Raw genomic sequence first — 17303 nt, 5'->3', positions numbered from 1 at the left:
TCTCCTATCACTGAAGCGTCAGAACCGTATCTTTCCCGGCCTGTACCGTACCAAACGACGGCTCTACCGACGCGAATTGATCTGTATTGGTCACAATAACCGGTGTAATGACCGGATAACCGGCTTTTTGAATGCCTTCGCTGTCAAATTCCAGCAGCAGGTCTCCCGCCTTAACGTGCTGTCCCTCCTGCACATGAGCGGTGAAGAACTTACCCTCCAGATTGACCGTATCCACGCCCACATGGATGAGCAACTCTGCGCCGTTGTCGCATTCCAGACCGACCGCATGACCCATGACTGCCGATACAGTCGCGTCACACGGGGCAACGATGCGGTTTTCCGTCGGCTTTACCGCCACGCCCTTACCCAGCGCACCGGATACGAACGCAGGGTCATTGGTTTCCTCCAGCGAAACCGCCTCACCGGTCAGCGGAGACACCAGTGCGATACTGCTCTGCAGCGCAACGACCTTCGGTTTTTCCGGCTCGACAGGCGCCGTTTGGGGCTCGTTTTTATCCTGCGGAATGCCGAAAATCCACGAAAGCACAAATGCAACGCCGGTTGCAATACCAATGGTCAGGATATACTGCACCGGATGATGCAGGTGCAGCAGAATGCCGAAGATACCGGTGACACCCGTGCCGGTCGCGCCCAGACCAACGATCGAAGCATACAGCGCGCCGCACGCACCGCCGATGGACGCTGCGATAAACGGACGGACAAAACGCAGGTTGACGCCGAAGATAGCCGGCTCTGTGATGCCCATAAACGCGGAGAGCGATGCCGGAAGCGCCATGGACTTGAGCTTCTTGTTCTTGGTCTTGATGGCGACTGCGAGCGCCGCGCCGCCCTGTGCGACGTTTGCCGCGCTTGCCAGCGGCAGCCAGAAGGTCAGGCCGTAGGCACTGAGCTGTCCGAGGTCAATGATCGTGTACATATGATGGATGCCGGATACAACCGTTGTGGCATACAGACCGCCCATCAGGAACGAGCCGATACCAAACGGGATGGCGATGAGCCACTGCACGCCGTTAATGACGAAATTCTCGACCGTGGTAAACACCGGACCGATCGCAGCGAGCGTCAGATAGCCGGTCACAAACACGGAAACAAGCGGGGTTACAAACAGATCGAACATCGGCGGCACCACTTTATGCAGCTTCTTTTCGATCAAGCACATCAGCCATACCGCGATGATAACCGGAATGACGTGACCCTGATAGCCGACCAGTGGCACACTATACAGGCCGAAGAACACTTCCTGATAGGTATGTACGCCCTCGGTTGCCACCGTCCATGCATTTTGCAGATTGGGGTGCAGCATAATCATGCCGATGACCGCACCGAGGAACGGGTTGCCGCCAAACACCTTAGCCGCCGAGAACGCAATCAGGATCGGCAAGAAGGTATAAGCCACATTGGAAAACAGATCGGCAAATACGAACAGCGAGCTGGTGCTGTCAAACGTAATGAAGCCGTTGTTGACCATGAACTTGAGCGACTCCATGATGCCCATGAGGAAGCCCGATGCCACGATCGCCGGGATAATCGGTACGAAAATATCGCCCAATGTCTTAATGCCGCGCTGGAACCAGTTGCCCTTCTGCGCTGCCTGCGCCTTAGCCTCGTCCTTGCTGACCGCCGCCGCGCCCGACTGCGCAATGAACTCGTCATACACCTTATTGACCGTGCCGGTACCGAAAATGATTTGCAGCTGCCCCTGCGCCTCAAATACGCCCTGCACGCCCGTTGCATTTTCCAGAGCGTCCTTATTCACCTTTTTGTTGTCCGCGATCACCAGCCGCAGACGTGTTGCACAATGTGCCGCCGAGATCACATTGTCTTTTCCGCCGATGCTGCTGAGCACCTCGGAAGCCGCTTTTCCATAGTCCACCTTTGTTCCACCCTTTCGTCGTTATTTATGAAACCGATTTCATCTTTCTGCAATCATTATACCGCTGTATCCCTATTTTTGTAAATGCGCAATTATACCCAAACCTTTCGATTGGTTTTTGCACACTGTGCAACAGGCTCTGTATAATATATACAAAAAAGCGGCCTGCGTTTTGTATACGCAGGCCGTTCTCCGTTTTTCTTGCAATTATACCGATTCTCCGGCAAAAACCTCAAATCCAAGCATCAACTGTTTTTTTCGATCCACACCTTGACCGATAATCTCAAGAAGATCGTGCGCCGCTTCCTCTCCGCTGGTCTGGTAATAATAGTGCGCCGTCGCCAGTCGCGGTCGCACCAGCTCGCTCATACGGGAATGGCCGATGCCCGCAAGGGCAACATCATCCGGTATGCGCTTTCCTTGTTCCTCCAAGCGCTTCTTTGCGCCGATTGCTATGGAATCGGTTGCACAGAAAATCCCCTGAATATCCGGCACGCGAGCTAACAAACGCTCCGCCGCCGCATAACCGCCGTCAATGGAAAAATCGCTCTGCTCCATCCACTCCGGTCGAGGTTCCTGCCCGGCGGCACGCAGGGCATCCTGATAACCGGCCCGGCGCGCGGCGCCTGCCGCCTTATCCCGCGGCGTTACGCCGATATATCCCACCCGACGACGGCCGCTTTGCAGCAACAGCTCGGTTACTGCGCGCGCTGCGCCGCGGTCATCATGGAACACACAGGATATCCCGTCCATTTGCTGTCCTGCTAATACCACCGGCACGCCCAGCGCCGCGAGCGCTTTGCGATGCGCCGCAGACAGAATGGTCGCCACCAGAATCACGCCGTCTACGTTTCCGCTGCGCAGCACCTCCAGATATTCCAGCTCCTTTTCAATGCGGTTATCCGTATTGGCCAGCAGCAACCGATAACCATTCTCCTCCAGCACGCGGGAAATACCCGCCACCACACGGCTGATCGACTCCGAATCAATACGCGGCACGATCACGCCGATCATGCGGCTCTTACCCGTGCGAAGCGTCTGCGCCTGCTGGGAGGGAACATAGCCAGTCTCCTCGATTACACGACGGATCGCTTCCCGCTTTTCCGAGCTGACATAGCCATTGTTCAAATAACGCGATACCGCCGCTTTGGATACGCCCGCGCGGCGCGCGATTTCCGCAATCGTCATTTTCCTTCCTCCTTCGGCCCTCACTCCCGCAGCATCGCACGGCGGGCGCGGTAATCCGGCATATACTGTTCCACCAGCGCCCAAAACCGCGGGCCATGGTTTTTGTGTACAATATGCGCCAGTTCATGCACAACGACGTAATCGACCGCCGCATCCGGGTAGTCCATCAGTCTCCACGAAAAGCACAGCCGGTTCTGTGCGCTGCACGAACCGAACCGCGTGCGCGCCGACGTGATGCGGATGCCTGCCGGTTTTAGTCCCATTTTCTGCGCGTAATGCGCTACCTTGGGCGGCAGTTCCTCCCGCGCGCGGCGGATGAGCTCAGCCTGCCGCGCTGCATCCGGTTCGGGATGTGCCTCCAAACGTGCCCGCTGCCGTGCCTGCGCACGCGCAATCCAGTCCTCATGCTCTCGGACAAACCGCTCAATCGTGGCCGCCGACGCGCGCAGCGGCGCACGCACGATTACGCGCCCCTCGCGCGTGACCTCCAGCCCCAGCGTGCGGCGACGGGAGCGGCGCAACTCAACTCCGTCCACTGGCCTGCTCCCGGCTTTCCAAGGTGCGGTTATAGAAGAACATCAGCACGGATACGCTGCAGATCACCAGATAACCCAGCACACTCAGCCCGTCCGGAATCTGATCGAACAGGAAAAAGCCGAGCAGCGCGGAAAACAGCACCTGTGTATAGTCGAACACCGAGATTTCTTTCGCCGGTGCATGCGCATACGCCAGCGTTACGCCGAACTGACCGAGCGTGGCCGCCGCGCCCGCACCGAACAGACAGGCAAGCTGCGCCCCTGTCATTGGGTGAAAATCCAAAATCAGATACGGCAGGCAGAATAGCGTGGAAAACGTTGAAAAGAAAAACACAATGCGTGCGCTGTTCTCTCCTTTTTTCGATAAGGCGCGCACCGCCGTATAAGCCGCACCCGCAAAAATGCCGCCGAGCAAGCCGATCAGCGCCGGAAACATATCCGAAGAAAAGCCCGGCTTAATAATCAGCATGCTGCCGCCGAACGCTGCCAGCACCGCCAGATACTGCCAGACATTCGCGCGTTCCTTGAGCAAAAACAGCGAAAACAGAATTGCAAAAAACGGCGACATTTTATTGAGGATATTCGCATCCGCGAGCACCAGGCGGTCAATTGCATAGTAATTACACAAGATGCCCAGTGTGCCGCAGATCGCGCGCAGCAGCAGCATGGGCAGGTTGCCCTTTTCCCACTTCCAGCTGACGCCCTTGCGCCGCAGCGCCACCGCCGCGACGATCATCGCAACCAGATTGCGGAAAAACGACTTCTGCATGGACGGCAAATCGCCCGCCAAACGCACAAATGTACTCATCAGTGCAAAGCCAAATGCAGATAACAGAATAAACCCGATTGCCTTGCTTTTATTGGAAAGCAACGGCTTCCCCTCCCCATATTTTTTATTATTCGTTTTAAATTATAGCACAGTTTGGTTCGTCATGCAAAGGCGTGCGCGCATCCGCTTGACCTTTTTCCATACACATGTTATCTTTTTAATAGGATAACGGTTATTGTTCCGTTTCCTCCACTTTTTTATGAAGGAGCGGTCTATGGAACAGGAAATCAAACTCACCAAGCTCGCCAATTGCGCGGGCTGCGGTGCGAAAGTCGGCGCGGGCACGCTTGCCCGTCTGCTGGACGGCCTTGCCGTGCGCACGGACGAAAATCTGCTGGTCGGTTTTGACAAAAGTGACGACGCTGCGGTTTATCGGGTATCGGATGACCTCGCGCTTGTGCAGACCGTGGACTTTTTCCCGCCCATCGCGGACGATCCGTATCTGTTCGGACAGATCGCAGCGACCAACGCCTTATCAGACGTGTACGCTATGGGCGGCGAGCCGCGCATAGCGCTCAACCTGCTTTGCATCCCGAAGTCTATGCCCGACAGCGCAGTGCACGACCTGCTGCGCGGTGGCTACAACAAGGTCTATGAGGCCGGAGCAGTCATCGCGGGCGGTCACAGCATTCTGGACGAAGAACCCAAATACGGTCTGTGTGTGACAGGCTTTGTCCATCCGGACAAAATCCTGACCAACGCAGGCGCACAGCCGGGCGACGCGCTGTTTCTGACTAAGCCGCTCGGCGCGGGCATCCTGACGACAGCAGCGAAAGCAGACCTGTGCCCGCCCGACGTACTGGATGCCGTTTTTGCGCGCATGACCACACTCAACAAGGCTGCGCGTGATACGATGGTGCAGTTCCGTGTGCATGCCTGCACGGATGTGACCGGCTTCGGCTTGCTCGGTCACGCGCTGGAAATGGCACAAGGCAGCGGCGTACAGATCGAGCTGGACGCTTCCGCACTGCCTATTCCGTCCGAAGCACTGGAATTTGCCCGCATGGGGATTCTGCCCGAGGGCATGTACCGCAACCGCAAATATGCAGAAGCGTTCGTTTCCTCAGACGGCATACCACTCGAAGTGCAGGACGCGCTGTACGACCCGCAGACCTCGGGCGGTCTGCTGATCGCAGTCGATGCCGCAGACGCGGACGCGCTCGCAGCTGAACTGCAAAAAACCGTCCCGGATGCGCGGCGCATCGGAACGGTTTCGGATTTCGCAGGAGCAGCCCGCATTATTCTCCACTGACGGCGGCAATTGCCTCGAGCGCACAGTCAACTTCCACTTCGGTGGTAAACCAACTGAAGGACAGACGCACCGTTCCGCGCGGGAACGTACCAAGCGTGCGGTGCGCACTGGGCGCGCAGTGCAGGCCGCAGCGCGTGAGGATGCCGAAGCGCTCTTCGAGCGATACCGCGACCTCCGCATTGTCCTTTCCCGGGAAATCCAGACTGAACACGCCTACGCGGTTCTCTGCCGTGTCCGGGCCAATAAGCTCTGCGCCCTGAATAGTGCTCAGCCCGTCCAGAAAGCGCCGAGACAACACGCGGTCGTGCGTTTGAACCGCCTCAACGGTCACCTGCTGCAAATAGTCCAGCGCAGCTTCCCAGCCAAAAATACCCGGCAGATTGGGCGTACCCGGTTCCAGACGGTCTGGAAAATACGCCGGGACTTCCTCGGAATCCGACACGCTGCCTGTGCCGCCGCTGACCAGCGGCTCCAGTGTTTCCGCGAAGTCCGGCCGCAGCAGCAGCGCGCCGATGCCCTGCGGGCCAAGCAAGCCTTTATGCGCGGGGACAGAAAGCGTACTCAACCCGAGCGTCTCAAAGTCAATCGGCACATGTCCTGCGGTCTGTGCGGCGTCGAGCGCAAAGGGAATGCCGCGCGCACGGCAGATTTCCCCTACTGTCTGCGCGTCCTGCACCGTGCCGGACACATTGGACGCGTGTGCGAGCAGTACCAAACGGGTGTTTTCCCTCAGCAGTGACTCTATCTTGTCTATTTGCAAACGTCCTTCCCGGTTGCACGGGATGCGGTCGAACGTCACCCCGCGGCTGGCAAGCTGTCCGAGCGGCCGCATGACCGCATTGTGTTCCATTGCGGACACCAGACAGTGGTCGCCCGACCGCAGTGTACCGAATAAAAGCAGGTTCAGCCCCCATGTGTTGCCCGGCGTGAGGATCACATGCGGCACGGAGGAAAAGGAGAACAGCTCGCATAAACGCTGCCGCAAACGCAGCGTGACCAGCTCGGCCTGTTGCGCGGATGCATATGAACCTCGGTTGACGCTCGCGCCGATTTGATCGACATATTCCCGCATGCGTGCGGCAACAGCAGGCGGCTTGGGAAACGAGGTCGCAGCGTTGTCCAGATAAACCGAATGCATGGCATTTTCCTCCCGACGTCTGCGGAGCACTTTGTCCGCATACTTTTTCATCAGTGTAACACAGGACCGGGCAAATGTAAAACCAGCCTTGTTGCAGCATACATTTCACAAACCAAAGGAGATTCACATGAACAAAAACAAATATCTGGTGATTTTCACCGGTGTGATCGTCGGCCTTGCGGCGCTGGCGCTCACGGCGGCGGGCAATCCCGCCAATATGGGCTTTTGTATCGCCTGCTTCCTCCGTGACATCGCGGGCAGTCTTGGTCTGCACAGCGCGGAAAAGGTGCAGTATCTGCGCCCGGAGATCGTCGGCCTTGTCCTCGGCGCGACGGTTGCCGCGCTTGCGGGCAAGGAATTCCGCGCACGCGCCGGCTCTGCGCCCGCTCTGCGCTTTGTGCTGGGCATGATCGTCATGGTCGGCGCACTGGCCTTCCTCGGCTGCCCGCTGCGCATGATGCTGCGTCTAGGCGGCGGCGACGTGACCGCCATTGCAGGCCTTGTCGGCTTCGCCGCGGGCATCGGCGTGGGCGTGCTATGTCTAAAAAAAGGCTTTTCGCTCGGCCGCGCACGCAAAGTACAGAAAGCGGACGGCTTCGTGCTGCCCGGCTTTATGATTGCCGTGCTGGCGCTGCTGCTTCTCGCGCCGTCCTTCATCCGTTTTTCGCAGGCAGGTCCGGGTGCAAGCCATGCACCTTGGCTGATTGCACTGGCAGGCGGTCTGATCGTCGGCGTGCTGGCACAGAAAAGCCGCCTGTGCATGGCGGGCGGTCTGCGCGACGTGTTCCTGTTCCGTGATTTTCACCTGCTGACCGGTTTTATCGCCATTTTCGTGACTGTTCTAGTCGGTAACCTTGTGCTGGGTAACTTTAACCCCACCCTTGCCGTACAGCCGGTCGCGCACCATGACTATGTGTGGAGCTTCCTCGGCATGGCCATGGCTGGCTGGGGCTCGGTGCTGCTGGGCGGCTGCCCGCTGCGTCAGCTGATCCTTGCCGGAGAGGGCAGCGGCGACAGCGCGTTGACCGTGTTCGGCATGCTGGTCGGTGCGGCGCTCGCGCATAACTTCGGCATGGCAGGCAATGCGGACGCGATGACCGACGGCGTATTCACCGCAGGCGGTGTGGCGCAGGCCGGCCGCATCGGCATCGTGATCGGCCTGATTTTGCTTGCCGTGATTTCTTATGCAAATTTACACCGGGAGGAGAAAACAAAATGATCGACGCAAGAGGTTATTCCTGCCCCATGCCCGTGGTCATGGTGCAGAAGGAAGTCAAGAAAAACGCACCTGACAAGCTAGAAGTTTTGGTTGACGACCCGTGCGCGGTGGAAAACATCACCCGCTTTGCAAACAACAACGGCTACGAAGCGGCATCCCGCGAAACAGGCGACGAAGAGTTTGCCCTGACACTAACCAAAAAGGCATGAGCGAGTTTATTGCGACCTTCCACACACATCTGAGCGCAATGCTGAGCTTTCAGGCGCTGCAAAACGCCGGCTGCCAAGCGAAAATGCAGCCCGTGCCGCGTGTACTCAGTTCGTCCTGCGGCACCTGCGTGCGCTTTTCATCCGAAGCCGACTGCCGTGACCTGCTTGCTGCGGATGCGGAAGCGCTCTATGCTGTCGAGGACGGCAGCTATCGTCTGCTGTGGCAGAATGAGGACTGAGAAATGCAGCCGAAATTCATTTCTATCGTCGGTGCGGGCGGCAAAACGACCGCGCTGCGTGCTCTCGCCCGCGCGCTGACATCCCGCCGCGTATTGGCGACCACCACGACCCATATGTTCCCCGTCCCGCCGCCGGACTGCTGTACTTTTTTAATGGATCCCACGCCCGAAGAATTGCTTTTGCAGCTTACTCTGCCGGGCGCGGTCTGCGCAGGCCGACAAGCCGAAGGCGGCAAGCTATGCGCTCTCTCTCCCGCCCTGCTCACACAGGCAGCGGCGGCATCCGATTTCGTGCTGTGTGAAGCGGACGGCGCGCACCGCCTGCCGCTCAAATTGCATCGCGCCGACGAGCCAGTGCTTGCCCCGCAGACCGATCTGTGCCTGATCATTGCAGGACTGTCCGCACTCGGCAAGCCGGTGCGGGATGTGGTGCATCGCTATGCGCTGTGTCCGGACTGGGCTGTGAATCCAGAACAACTTGTCGGCATCCCGGAACTGCTGTACTGTGTGCGGGAAACTGCCGCAGCCTGCGGCTTACCGCCAGAAAAGCTGCGTGTGCTGCTCAATCAGGCGGACACGCCTACACTTTCCGCCATGGCGGAACCCGCGGTACAGGCGCTTCGCGCCGACGGTCTGGACTGCCGTATCGGCAGCCTGCACAGTGACCCAAATCTGCTGTATCGCTGGATTTTCTCTGAAGCATAAAAAAGAACGGGCGTTTGCCCGTTCTTTTTTCGTTTCACAGTAGCTGCATTTTCTTTTCCCGTGCGAGCAGCAAAAGCGCTTCGACAACGCCGCCACCGATGGCGCGCGCCTTATCGGACACTGTATCGCAATAAGCCACCTGTTCGGGACGCGGGTCAATGTCCGCGATTTTCAGTCCTTCCGTCACCGGATAACCCGCGCGAATCAGACCGCGTAGCACACCATCAATCGTCGCCAGCACCGGCACACCACCGACACGCGCGATTTCCTGTCCTTTGCAAACCAGCGCGCCGATGTCAACAGTCTGCCCGTTTTCATCCTGCACGAAGGTCATTTCGCCGGATGCAGGCGCGTGGATGACACGTTCGGCCGCATAGCCCGCGATCACCCCCGGCACACCCGTGTTAGGAATCGCGGCACCCTGCAAAATCACGCGTCCCAGATGATGCCCGCGCATGGTTTCCACCACCGCGTCCACATCCTCCCCCGCGGTAAAGCCCGGCCCCAGACCGACCGTGATGGGCGCCATAGCGCGGTTTGTCCCCAGATTGCGCTTGGCAAGAATTGCGTCCACGACCGCCGCCTGGTGCAACACGGACACACACGCCGCGCGTTCATCCACCAGCAGCGGCACCTCACCTACTTGCGATACATGCACAGCATCTTCTACGTCCGCCACACGCCGGCAGGTCACGCCCCCGACCGTCGCCTGTCCCTGCCAGACCGCCTCGCACAGCGCCGCGCGCCGCCGGATTGCGGAAGGGTTAGCGCACTCGGTCACCGCCACGCGAAAACCGCAGCGGTGCAGCCGCACAATCACGCCGGTCGCCAAATCACCTGCACCCCGCACCAATATCCAAGGTTGTTTCTGCATCATGGTCACCGTCCATCCAAAAGATCTGCAAAATATTCTTCCGCCATTTCGTCGAGCACTTCGTGCGCCTGCTTAGAAAATGCTTGGTAGCGCGCGAGCAGCGCTTTGGCCTTTTCGGTCAGTACCGCACCGCCACCCCCCGCGCCGCCGATACGCCGCTCGAGCAGCGCAAAGCCGAGCGCCTCCTCGCAGCCATGCACCACGCTCCACGCCTTGTTGTAGCTCATTTCCATGCGCGCCGCGCTGCGCCGCAGCGAACCAAACTGCTCAACTCCTTCCAGCAGCTGCGCCACCCCCGGGCCGAACAGCTTGTCCTCGCGCACAATGCGCAGGCTTGCGCGCACCTTCAGCGGCTGCTCCATTTGCGCCGTCTCCTTTCCTCACTGCATGCAGTATATCATTTCCCAAACAAACAAAACACAATCCACAAAAGTACTGTCCTATTTGCACACATTCGTTGAACTTTTATAAATATAACGAAAAACTTTGGCAACATTGACCGCCCCTGCAGAACGATTCGCGGTTGCTTGCCTGTGTTCAAATATGATACAATTTTACCATAGCAAGGATTGCATCTGCAATCCGCATTTTACTGTTGGAGGCTTATCATGAAACTGATGCGCACGCAGGACGCGGTCGGGCAAGTCCTGTGCCATGATATCACCCAGATCATTCCGGGCGTGACCAAGGATGCGGTATTCCGCAAGGGACACATCATCCAGCCGGAGGACATTCCGGTGCTGCTGAGCGTCGGCAAAGAGCATATTTACATCTGGGAGAACAACGAAAGCATGCTGCACGAAAACGATGCAGCGGACATCCTGCGCGCGCTGTGTCAGGGTGCACACATGCATGCAACCGACCCCAAAGAGGGCAAAATTGAGCTGATTGCAGATGAGGACGGCCTGCTGCTGGTCGATGTGGAGCGTCTGCGTGCAGTCAACGCGCTGGGTGAAATGATGATTGCAACCCGCGCGGGTGGCTTCCCGGTCAAAAAGGGCGACAAGCTGTGCGGCACGCGCGTCATTCCGCTTGTCATCGAAAAGGAAAAGATGGAGCGGGCGCGTCAAACCGCAGGCGCTATGCCGCTCTTGCAGCTTGTCCCCTTCCGTCCCCGTTCGTTCGGCGTGGTCACCACGGGCAGTGAGGTGGCAAAAGGATTGATTGAGGATGCATTTACACCCGTTTTGGAGCAAAAACTCGCCGAATATGGCTGTGAAATGGCTGCACACATCATTTGCGGTGACAACCCGGACGAAATCACCGCTGCAATCACCAAAATGGCAGACGACGGCGTGCAGATGATCTTTTGCACGGGCGGCATGAGCGTCGACCCAGACGACCGCACCCCGCTTGCCATCCGTCAAGCAGGTGCGCAGATCGTCAGCTACGGCGCGCCAGTCCTGCCCGGTGCCATGTTTCTTGTGTCCTATCTGCCGGATGGGCGGCCGGTTTGTGGCCTTCCGGGCTGCGTGATGTACGCAAAGCGTACCATTTTTGACCTTGTGCTGCCACGTCTGCTGGCCGATGTGCCAATCACCGCAGAATGGCTGGCGGGACTTGGCCACGGCGGGCTGTGCCTGAACTGCGAAGTCTGCCACTTCCCCAACTGCGGCTTCGGCAAGGGCGTATAACGATGCTGGATCCATTCGGACGTGATATCACCTATCTGCGCCTGTCCATCACCGACCGCTGCAATCTGCGCTGCCGCTACTGCATGCCGGAGGAAGGCGTTCCACCCACTGCGCACGATAGTTTATTGCGCTATGAAGAGCTGCTGCGCATCGCATCGGCAGCGGTCTCGCTCGGCATAGACCGTTTCAAAGTGACGGGCGGCGAGCCGCTGGTGCGGCGGGGGTGTGCCGACTTTATTCGGCATCTCAAAGCGCTGTCCGGCGTCCGTCAGGTCACACTGACCACCAACGGTCTGCTGCTGCCGCCTCTGCTGGACGAACTGTGCGCTGCAAGGCTTGACGGGGTCAACATCAGTCTGGACACGATGGACAATGTGCAATATCAGCGGCTCACCCGCCGCGCGCACACCGCAGACGAGGTGCTGCGCGCGGTACACCTGTGCGCTGCGCGCCTGCCGACCAAGGTCAACGCTGTGCTGCTGCCTGAAACCGCCGACCAGCTCATCCCGTTGGCCGAACTGGCGCAGACGCTGCCGATAGACGTACGGTTTATCGAACGAATGCCGCTGGGCGCAGATGAGAACGGCCAAACCATCCGCGCAGACGCCGTGCTCGACCGGCTGCGCGCACGCTGGCCTGACCTTGCACCGGTCAATCAGCCGCGCGGCAACGGTCCGGCGCGGTATTTTCGCGCCCCCGGCATGCAGGGCTGCATTGGCTTAATCGACGCGGTCAGCCACGGCTTTTGCAATCGCTGCAACCGTCTGCGGCTCACCAGCACGGGACTATTAAAGCCTTGCCTATGCTACGAACAGGGCGTGGAGCTGCGCCCTCTGCTGCGCGGTGGTGCAGGCGATACGACGCTGCAAAACGCCATCCGCGAAGCAATTTTGCAAAAACCTGCCGCGCACTGCTTTTCGCAGCAGGAAAACATCACGGAACACAAATCCATGAACCAAATCGGAGGATAATATGGGAAAGGTACTCGCCGTTTGCACCAGTGCAGTGCGCGGCGTTCAAAAAGAGGACCGCGGCGCGGCGCTGTTCGTGGCAAACCACGGGCTGGACGGTGACGCGCACGCGGGTGACTGGCATCGACAGGTCAGCCTATTGAGCGCGGACGAGATCGCCGCGTTCAATGCGCGCGGCGCGGATGTCGCGCCCGGCGCGTTCGGGGAAAATCTGGTGGTCGATGGCATCGACTTTCGCACGCTGCCGGTCGGCACGCTGCTGCGCTGCGGCGATGTATTGCTGGAAGTGACACAGATCGGCAAGGCCTGCCACCATCACTGCGCGATTTTTCACAAGATGGGCGACTGCATCATGCCGCGCGAAGGGATTTTCGCACGCGTGCTTGAGGGTGGGCGCATTGCGGCTGGCGACGAAATGACCATCCAGCCGCGCGAAGCGCCGCTGCCCTTGCAGGCGGCCGTCATCACCCTGTCCGACCGCTGCGCTGCGGGCGAGCGGCAGGACGAAAGCGGCCCTGCCGTCGCGACGCGGCTGCAAGAGGTGGGCTATACTGTGATCGAGCAACTTGTCCTGCCCGACGGCCGCGAAGGACTGGCTAAAGAACTCATCCGACTGTGTGATCAGCGCCAACCCGACTTGATTTTGACCACGGGCGGCACAGGATTCTCCCCGCGTGACCTCACGCCCGAGGCAACACTGGACGCTGCCGAGCGGCTTGCGCCCGGTATTGCGGAGGCCATGCGCGCGGCCAGTCTGCGTATCACCCCGCGCGCGATGCTGACACGCGCCGTCAGCGTCGTCCGCGGGCGGACGCTCATCATTAACCTGCCCGGCAGCCCCAAGGCCTGCATGGAGTGCATGGATGTTTTTCTGGACCAGCTTCCGCACGCACACGCGCTGCTGCGCGGCGAGCGGATGGACTGCGCCCGCTGACCTTTGATTCGACTGCGCCGTAAAGCCGGCAGGTTGAAAATATAACGTCCCTGAAAGATGGGACAAAGGAGAAATACCATGAAAAAACTACTTGCAGGGCTGCTTACCGCGTGTATGGCGATCAGCCTGACCGCCTGCTCGTCCGGCGGCGGAACGGACGCTTCGGCAGAATCGGACACCGGTGAGCCAACCGAACTGGTCATCTTTGCGGCAGCAAGCCTGACCGAAACGCTCGAGCAAATCGCAGAGGACTACAAAAAAGTCGCACCCGACGTGACGCTGACCTTCAACTTTGATTCCTCCGGCACACTCAAGACCCAGATTCAGGAGGGCGCGGACTGTGACGTGTTCATTTCTGCGGCACAGAAGCAGATGGACCAGCTGGACGCGGCAGCAGACCCATCGGTCAATACCGAAGGCCTGGACTTCGTGCAGTCGGACAGCCGCCTCAATCTGCTGGAAAACAAGGTCACGCTCGCCGTGCCCGAGGGCAACCCCAAGGGCATCGACAGCTTTGATTCACTCGCCGCGCACTTGCAGGCGGGCGATATCCTGCTGGCAATGGGCTACAGCGATGTGCCGGTCGGACAGTACACCCAGAAGATTCTGACGTTCTACGGGTTGGACGAAGCGGCGCTGGCAAGTGCAGGCTGCCTCACCTACGGCACCAACGTCAAGGAAGTGACCACGCAGGTGCGCGAGGGCAGCGTAGACGCGGGCATCATCTATGCGACCGATGCATTCAGCGACGGCCTGACCGTTGTGGACGAGGCGACCGCCGATATGTGCGGACAGGTCATCTATCCGGCCGCGGTGCTCAAGACCTCGGCACACCCGGAGCAGGCGCAGGCGTTCCTCGACTATCTCTCGACTGACGAGGCGATGACTGTATTCGAGTCCGTGGGATTCTCCCCGGTTTCCTGATTTCCAACAACACAGACGGGGCGGGGCGCGTGCCCTGCCCCGTTTGCAAAAGGAGTGATTTTCCCCCGTGGACTGGTACCCGCTCTTTAACTCGCTGCGCATCGCAGCGCTGAGCAGCATCATTGTGTTTTTCACTGGCATTGCCGCAGCCTATTATGCGGCACGCCTCCCGCGCCTGCTGAAAGGCGTACTCGATGTGGTGCTCACTCTTCCGCTTGTGCTGCCGCCGACTGTTGTGGGCTATTTTCTGCTGCTGTTGTTCGGCTCCCGCCGTCCACTCGGTATCGCACTCGAGCAAATCGGCGTCAAGTTCGTTATGACGTGGTACGGCGGCGTGATCGCGGCATCCGTTGTCGCCTTCCCCCTGCTCTACCGCACCGCGCGCGGCGCGTTCGAGGCCTTTGACCCGACGCTTGCCCAAGCCGGACAAACGCTCGGCTTGTCCAATACCTATATTTTCTGGCGCATCCGCATGTCCGCCTGCCGTCAAGGCATCATCGCGGGCGTGGTGCTTGCCTTTGCGCGTGCGCTGGGCGAGTACGGCGCGACCAGTATGCTGATCGGCTACACGCCCGGCAAGACTGCCACCATCTCGACCACGGTCTATCAACTCTGGCGCACAGGTGACGACTATCACGCCTTTCTCTGGGTGCTGGTCAACCTTGCCATTTCGGCAGCGGTGCTGCTGACCGTCAACCTGTTGGAACGTCGACAAAAGGAGGTCCGCCACGCATGAGCCTGCATGTGGATATCCGCAAAAAACTCGGTGATTTTGTGCTGGAAACTGCCTTTGATGCGGAAAACGCTGTCACCGGTCTGCTGGGCGCGTCCGGCTGCGGTAAGAGCATGACACTCAAATGCATCGCGGGTGTGGAAACGCCGGACAGCGGCTGCATTGTGCTGGATGGCGAAACGCTGTTTGACTCCGCGCGTGGTATCAATCTCAAACCGCAGCAGCGGCGCGTGGGTTATCTGTTCCAGCAGTACGCCCTGTTTCCGCACCTGACGGTCGAGCGCAACATCTTAACCGGTCTGCACCGTGAACGTGATGCTGGTGTACGGCAGCGCCGCCTGCGCGAAATGATCGAAATGATGCAGCTGGAGGGGCTGGAAAAGCTGCGTCCGGCGCAGCTCTCTGGCGGACAGGCGCAGCGTGTGGCACTCGCGCGCATGCTGGTGAACGAACCGCGCCTGCTGCTGCTGGACGAACCCTTTTCCGCGCTGGACAGCCATCTACGCGACCAATTGCAGCCGCAGTTTCTCAACTTGCTGCGCTCCTATGGGCGACAAGCCGTATTGGTGACGCACAGCCGCGACGAAGCCTATCACCTGTGCGGACAGCTGTGCGTGATGGAGGACGGCCTCATCGTGCGCGCCGGCGCAACCAAGGCCGTTTTTGCCGACCCACGCAGTGAGGCCGCCGCACGTCTAACAGGCTGCAAAAACATCACCCCCGCCCGAAAAATCGACGAGCGGACGGTTGAAGCACCCGCATGGGAACTGTGCTTCACTTCCGCGCAGCCCGTGCCGGACGATCTGTGTGCCATCGGTCTGCGTGCGCATTATTTCCACGCCCGCGCTGCCGCCAACCGTGCAAACGTGCAATGGGTGGGAGAATTGGAAGAACCCTTCGAGTGGATTTTACTGTTCCGCTATGCAGAGCAGGACGAAACCACGCCGCCCCTGTGGTGGCGCATGCCCAAAGACCGCAAGCCCGCCGTGCTGCCCGATATGTTAGGCATCGCGCCGGAAAACGTATTGCTGCTGACCCGATAAGGAGGACAAACCATGTTTGAGCAATTGCTGACCACCGCCCTGCACGAAATGGAGCAAGGTCGCCCTGTCCTGCTGGTTTCTGTCGCCCGCGCGACCGGTTCGACACCACGCAAGGAAGGCGCAATGCTGCTGGCAGGCACGCAAGGGCTGCTGTGCGGCACGATCGGTGGCGGCTTGCTGGAACACCGCTGTCTGGAACTTGCCGCTGCACAGCCCGCCTGCGGCCGCCTTATGCGCTTTGAACTGGATAACCGCAAAGCGGGCAGTCTGGGCATGATATGCGGCGGCTCGACCGAAGTGCTGTTCACCCCACTGACCGATCCCGCGCCGCTGCGTGCAGCGCTTTCCGCTTTGCAGCACAGAACGCCAGTCTGGCTGTGTCTGCCGCTGGACGGTACGACGCCCCATATCGCGCAGGATGACACACTGCCAGCACGGCCAACTGTTTTATCACGAAACGGCAAAGACGTGCTGTGTGTACGTCTGGCGGACGCAGGGCGGGTGTTTGTCATCGGCGGCGGACATGTATCACATGAGCTGTGCGCGCTGCTGCATCGGCTGGGCTTCCGGCACATCGTCATCGATGACCGTCCAGAATTCTGCTCCCCTGCCCGTTTCCCTCATGCGGAACAGACACTGGCCCTCCCCCTGACCGAACTTACAGCAACGCTCACGGGCACACTGCGCCCCACAGAAGCAGATGGCTTCTGCATCATGACGCGCGGTCATGAGGGCGACGCAGACGCCGTGCGCTATGCGCTGTCCACCCCGGCCAGTTATATCGGCCTGATGGGCAGCCGCCGCAAACGGGAAACGCTGTTTTGCACGCTGGCGCAGGAGGGATTTTCCTCCGAGGCGCAGCAGCGCATCATCACGCCCATCGGCTTAGAGATCGGCGCGCAAACTCCAGCAGAAATTGCTGTTTCTATTGCCGCGCAGCTGATCGCATGGCGTTCCACTCACTGAATTTTCGGAGCCGAA

General features: G+C 59.5%; 19 protein-coding genes. 12 read left to right on the top strand and 7 right to left on the bottom strand.

Annotation, left to right across the window (positions count from 1 at the left end; all coding sequences use genetic code 11):
- Window positions 1–7: 7 nt before the first annotated feature.
- The 4 genes from ABGT74_RS02365 to ABGT74_RS02350 all read right to left on the bottom strand — a co-directional run bounded on the left by ABGT74_RS02365 (window position 8) and on the right by ABGT74_RS02350 (window position 4489).
- Window positions 8–1894: a glucose PTS transporter subunit IIA gene (locus ABGT74_RS02365; protein ID WP_346704306.1), complete on the bottom strand. Its 1887-nt coding sequence runs from the start codon at window positions 1892–1894 to the stop codon at window positions 8–10.
- Between the two features lie 207 nt (window positions 1895–2101).
- A complete protein-coding gene (locus ABGT74_RS02360) occupies window positions 2102–3106 on the bottom strand; it encodes a LacI family DNA-binding transcriptional regulator (protein WP_297283698.1) in 1005 nt (334 codons plus the stop codon).
- Complete coding sequence (locus ABGT74_RS02355) at window positions 3103–3618, bottom strand: M48 family metallopeptidase (protein WP_346704305.1); 516 nt, start codon at window positions 3616–3618, stop codon at window positions 3103–3105. The genes ABGT74_RS02360 and ABGT74_RS02355 overlap by 4 nt, the downstream gene beginning before the upstream one ends.
- On the bottom strand, window positions 3605–4489 hold the full coding sequence (locus ABGT74_RS02350; RefSeq protein ID WP_346704304.1) for a DMT family transporter: 885 nt from the start codon (window positions 4487–4489) through the stop codon (window positions 3605–3607). The genes ABGT74_RS02355 and ABGT74_RS02350 overlap by 14 nt, the downstream gene beginning before the upstream one ends.
- A 172-nt stretch (window positions 4490–4661) precedes the next feature.
- On the opposite strand from ABGT74_RS02350, the gene selD reads away from it, so the two are divergent.
- A complete protein-coding gene (selD, locus tag ABGT74_RS02345; RefSeq protein WP_346704303.1) occupies window positions 4662–5699 on the top strand; it encodes a selenide, water dikinase SelD in 1038 nt (345 codons plus the stop codon).
- Here the strand turns inward: selD and ABGT74_RS02340 are convergent.
- A complete protein-coding gene (locus tag ABGT74_RS02340; protein WP_346704302.1) occupies window positions 5686–6837 on the bottom strand; it encodes an aminotransferase class V-fold PLP-dependent enzyme in 1152 nt (383 codons plus the stop codon). The genes selD and ABGT74_RS02340 overlap by 14 nt on opposite strands.
- Before the next feature lie 127 nt (window positions 6838–6964).
- Here ABGT74_RS02340 and yedE point away from each other — a divergent pair, with 127 nt between their 5' ends.
- From yedE to yqeC, 4 genes are read left to right on the top strand one after another with little or no spacing between them, the layout of a single operon-like run.
- A complete protein-coding gene (gene yedE / locus ABGT74_RS02335) occupies window positions 6965–8056 on the top strand; it encodes a YedE family putative selenium transporter (RefSeq protein ID WP_346704301.1) in 1092 nt (363 codons plus the stop codon).
- Complete coding sequence (locus ABGT74_RS02330; RefSeq protein WP_346704300.1) at window positions 8053–8265, top strand: sulfurtransferase TusA family protein; 213 nt, start codon at window positions 8053–8055, stop codon at window positions 8263–8265. Before yedE ends, ABGT74_RS02330 begins: the two co-directional genes overlap by 4 nt.
- Window positions 8262–8504, top strand: a complete 243-nt coding sequence (locus ABGT74_RS02325; RefSeq protein ID WP_346704299.1) for a DUF3343 domain-containing protein — start codon at window positions 8262–8264, stop codon at window positions 8502–8504. Before ABGT74_RS02330 ends, ABGT74_RS02325 begins: the two co-directional genes overlap by 4 nt.
- Before the next feature lie 3 nt (window positions 8505–8507).
- The gene (gene yqeC / locus ABGT74_RS02320; protein WP_346704298.1) at window positions 8508–9209 is read left to right on the top strand and encodes a selenium cofactor biosynthesis protein YqeC; all 702 of its coding nucleotides are present in this window, start codon (window positions 8508–8510) and stop codon (window positions 9207–9209) included.
- A gap of 34 nt (window positions 9210–9243) precedes the next feature.
- Here the strand turns inward: yqeC and yqeB are convergent, their stop codons facing one another.
- Together yqeB and ABGT74_RS02310 are read right to left on the bottom strand one after the other, a co-directional pair.
- On the bottom strand, window positions 9244–10086 hold the full coding sequence (gene yqeB, locus ABGT74_RS02315; protein WP_346704297.1) for a selenium-dependent molybdenum cofactor biosynthesis protein YqeB: 843 nt from the start codon (window positions 10084–10086) through the stop codon (window positions 9244–9246).
- A gap of 2 nt (window positions 10087–10088) precedes the next feature.
- Window positions 10089–10445 (bottom strand): hypothetical protein, encoded by a 357-nt coding sequence (locus ABGT74_RS02310; RefSeq protein WP_346704296.1) that lies wholly within the window; start codon window positions 10443–10445, stop codon window positions 10089–10091.
- 246 nt (window positions 10446–10691) lie between these two features.
- On the opposite strand from ABGT74_RS02310, the gene ABGT74_RS02305 reads away from it, so the two are divergent.
- The 7 genes from ABGT74_RS02305 (at window position 10692) to ABGT74_RS02275 (ending at window position 17288) form a co-directional block, all read left to right on the top strand.
- Entirely contained in the window at window positions 10692–11717 is a 1026-nt protein-coding gene (locus tag ABGT74_RS02305; RefSeq protein ID WP_346704295.1) for a molybdopterin-binding protein, read from the top strand.
- 2 nt (window positions 11718–11719) lie between these two features.
- Window positions 11720–12688, top strand: coding sequence for a GTP 3',8-cyclase MoaA (moaA, locus tag ABGT74_RS02300; protein WP_346704294.1), 969 nt, complete (start codon window positions 11720–11722; stop codon window positions 12686–12688).
- Between the two features lies 1 nt (window position 12689).
- Complete coding sequence (locus tag ABGT74_RS02295; protein WP_346704293.1) at window positions 12690–13622, top strand: molybdopterin-binding protein; 933 nt, start codon at window positions 12690–12692, stop codon at window positions 13620–13622.
- A gap of 78 nt (window positions 13623–13700) precedes the next feature.
- Entirely contained in the window at window positions 13701–14546 is an 846-nt protein-coding gene (modA, locus tag ABGT74_RS02290; RefSeq protein WP_346704292.1) for a molybdate ABC transporter substrate-binding protein, read from the top strand.
- Between the two features lie 67 nt (window positions 14547–14613).
- A complete protein-coding gene (modB, locus tag ABGT74_RS02285; RefSeq protein ID WP_346704291.1) occupies window positions 14614–15282 on the top strand; it encodes a molybdate ABC transporter permease subunit in 669 nt (222 codons plus the stop codon).
- Entirely contained in the window at window positions 15279–16322 is a 1044-nt protein-coding gene (locus ABGT74_RS02280) for an ATP-binding cassette domain-containing protein (RefSeq protein ID WP_346704290.1), read from the top strand. The genes modB and ABGT74_RS02280 overlap by 4 nt, the downstream gene beginning before the upstream one ends.
- 12 nt (window positions 16323–16334) lie before the next feature.
- Window positions 16335–17288 (top strand): XdhC family protein, encoded by a 954-nt coding sequence (locus tag ABGT74_RS02275; RefSeq protein ID WP_346704289.1) that lies wholly within the window; start codon window positions 16335–16337, stop codon window positions 17286–17288.
- Window positions 17289–17303: the final 15 nt, after the last annotated feature.

Source organism: uncultured Agathobaculum sp. (assembly GCF_963927765.1).
In the GTDB taxonomy this organism is placed as follows: domain Bacteria; phylum Bacillota; class Clostridia; order Oscillospirales; family Butyricicoccaceae; genus Agathobaculum.
This window is presented reverse-complemented; position numbering and strand designations above follow the sequence as displayed.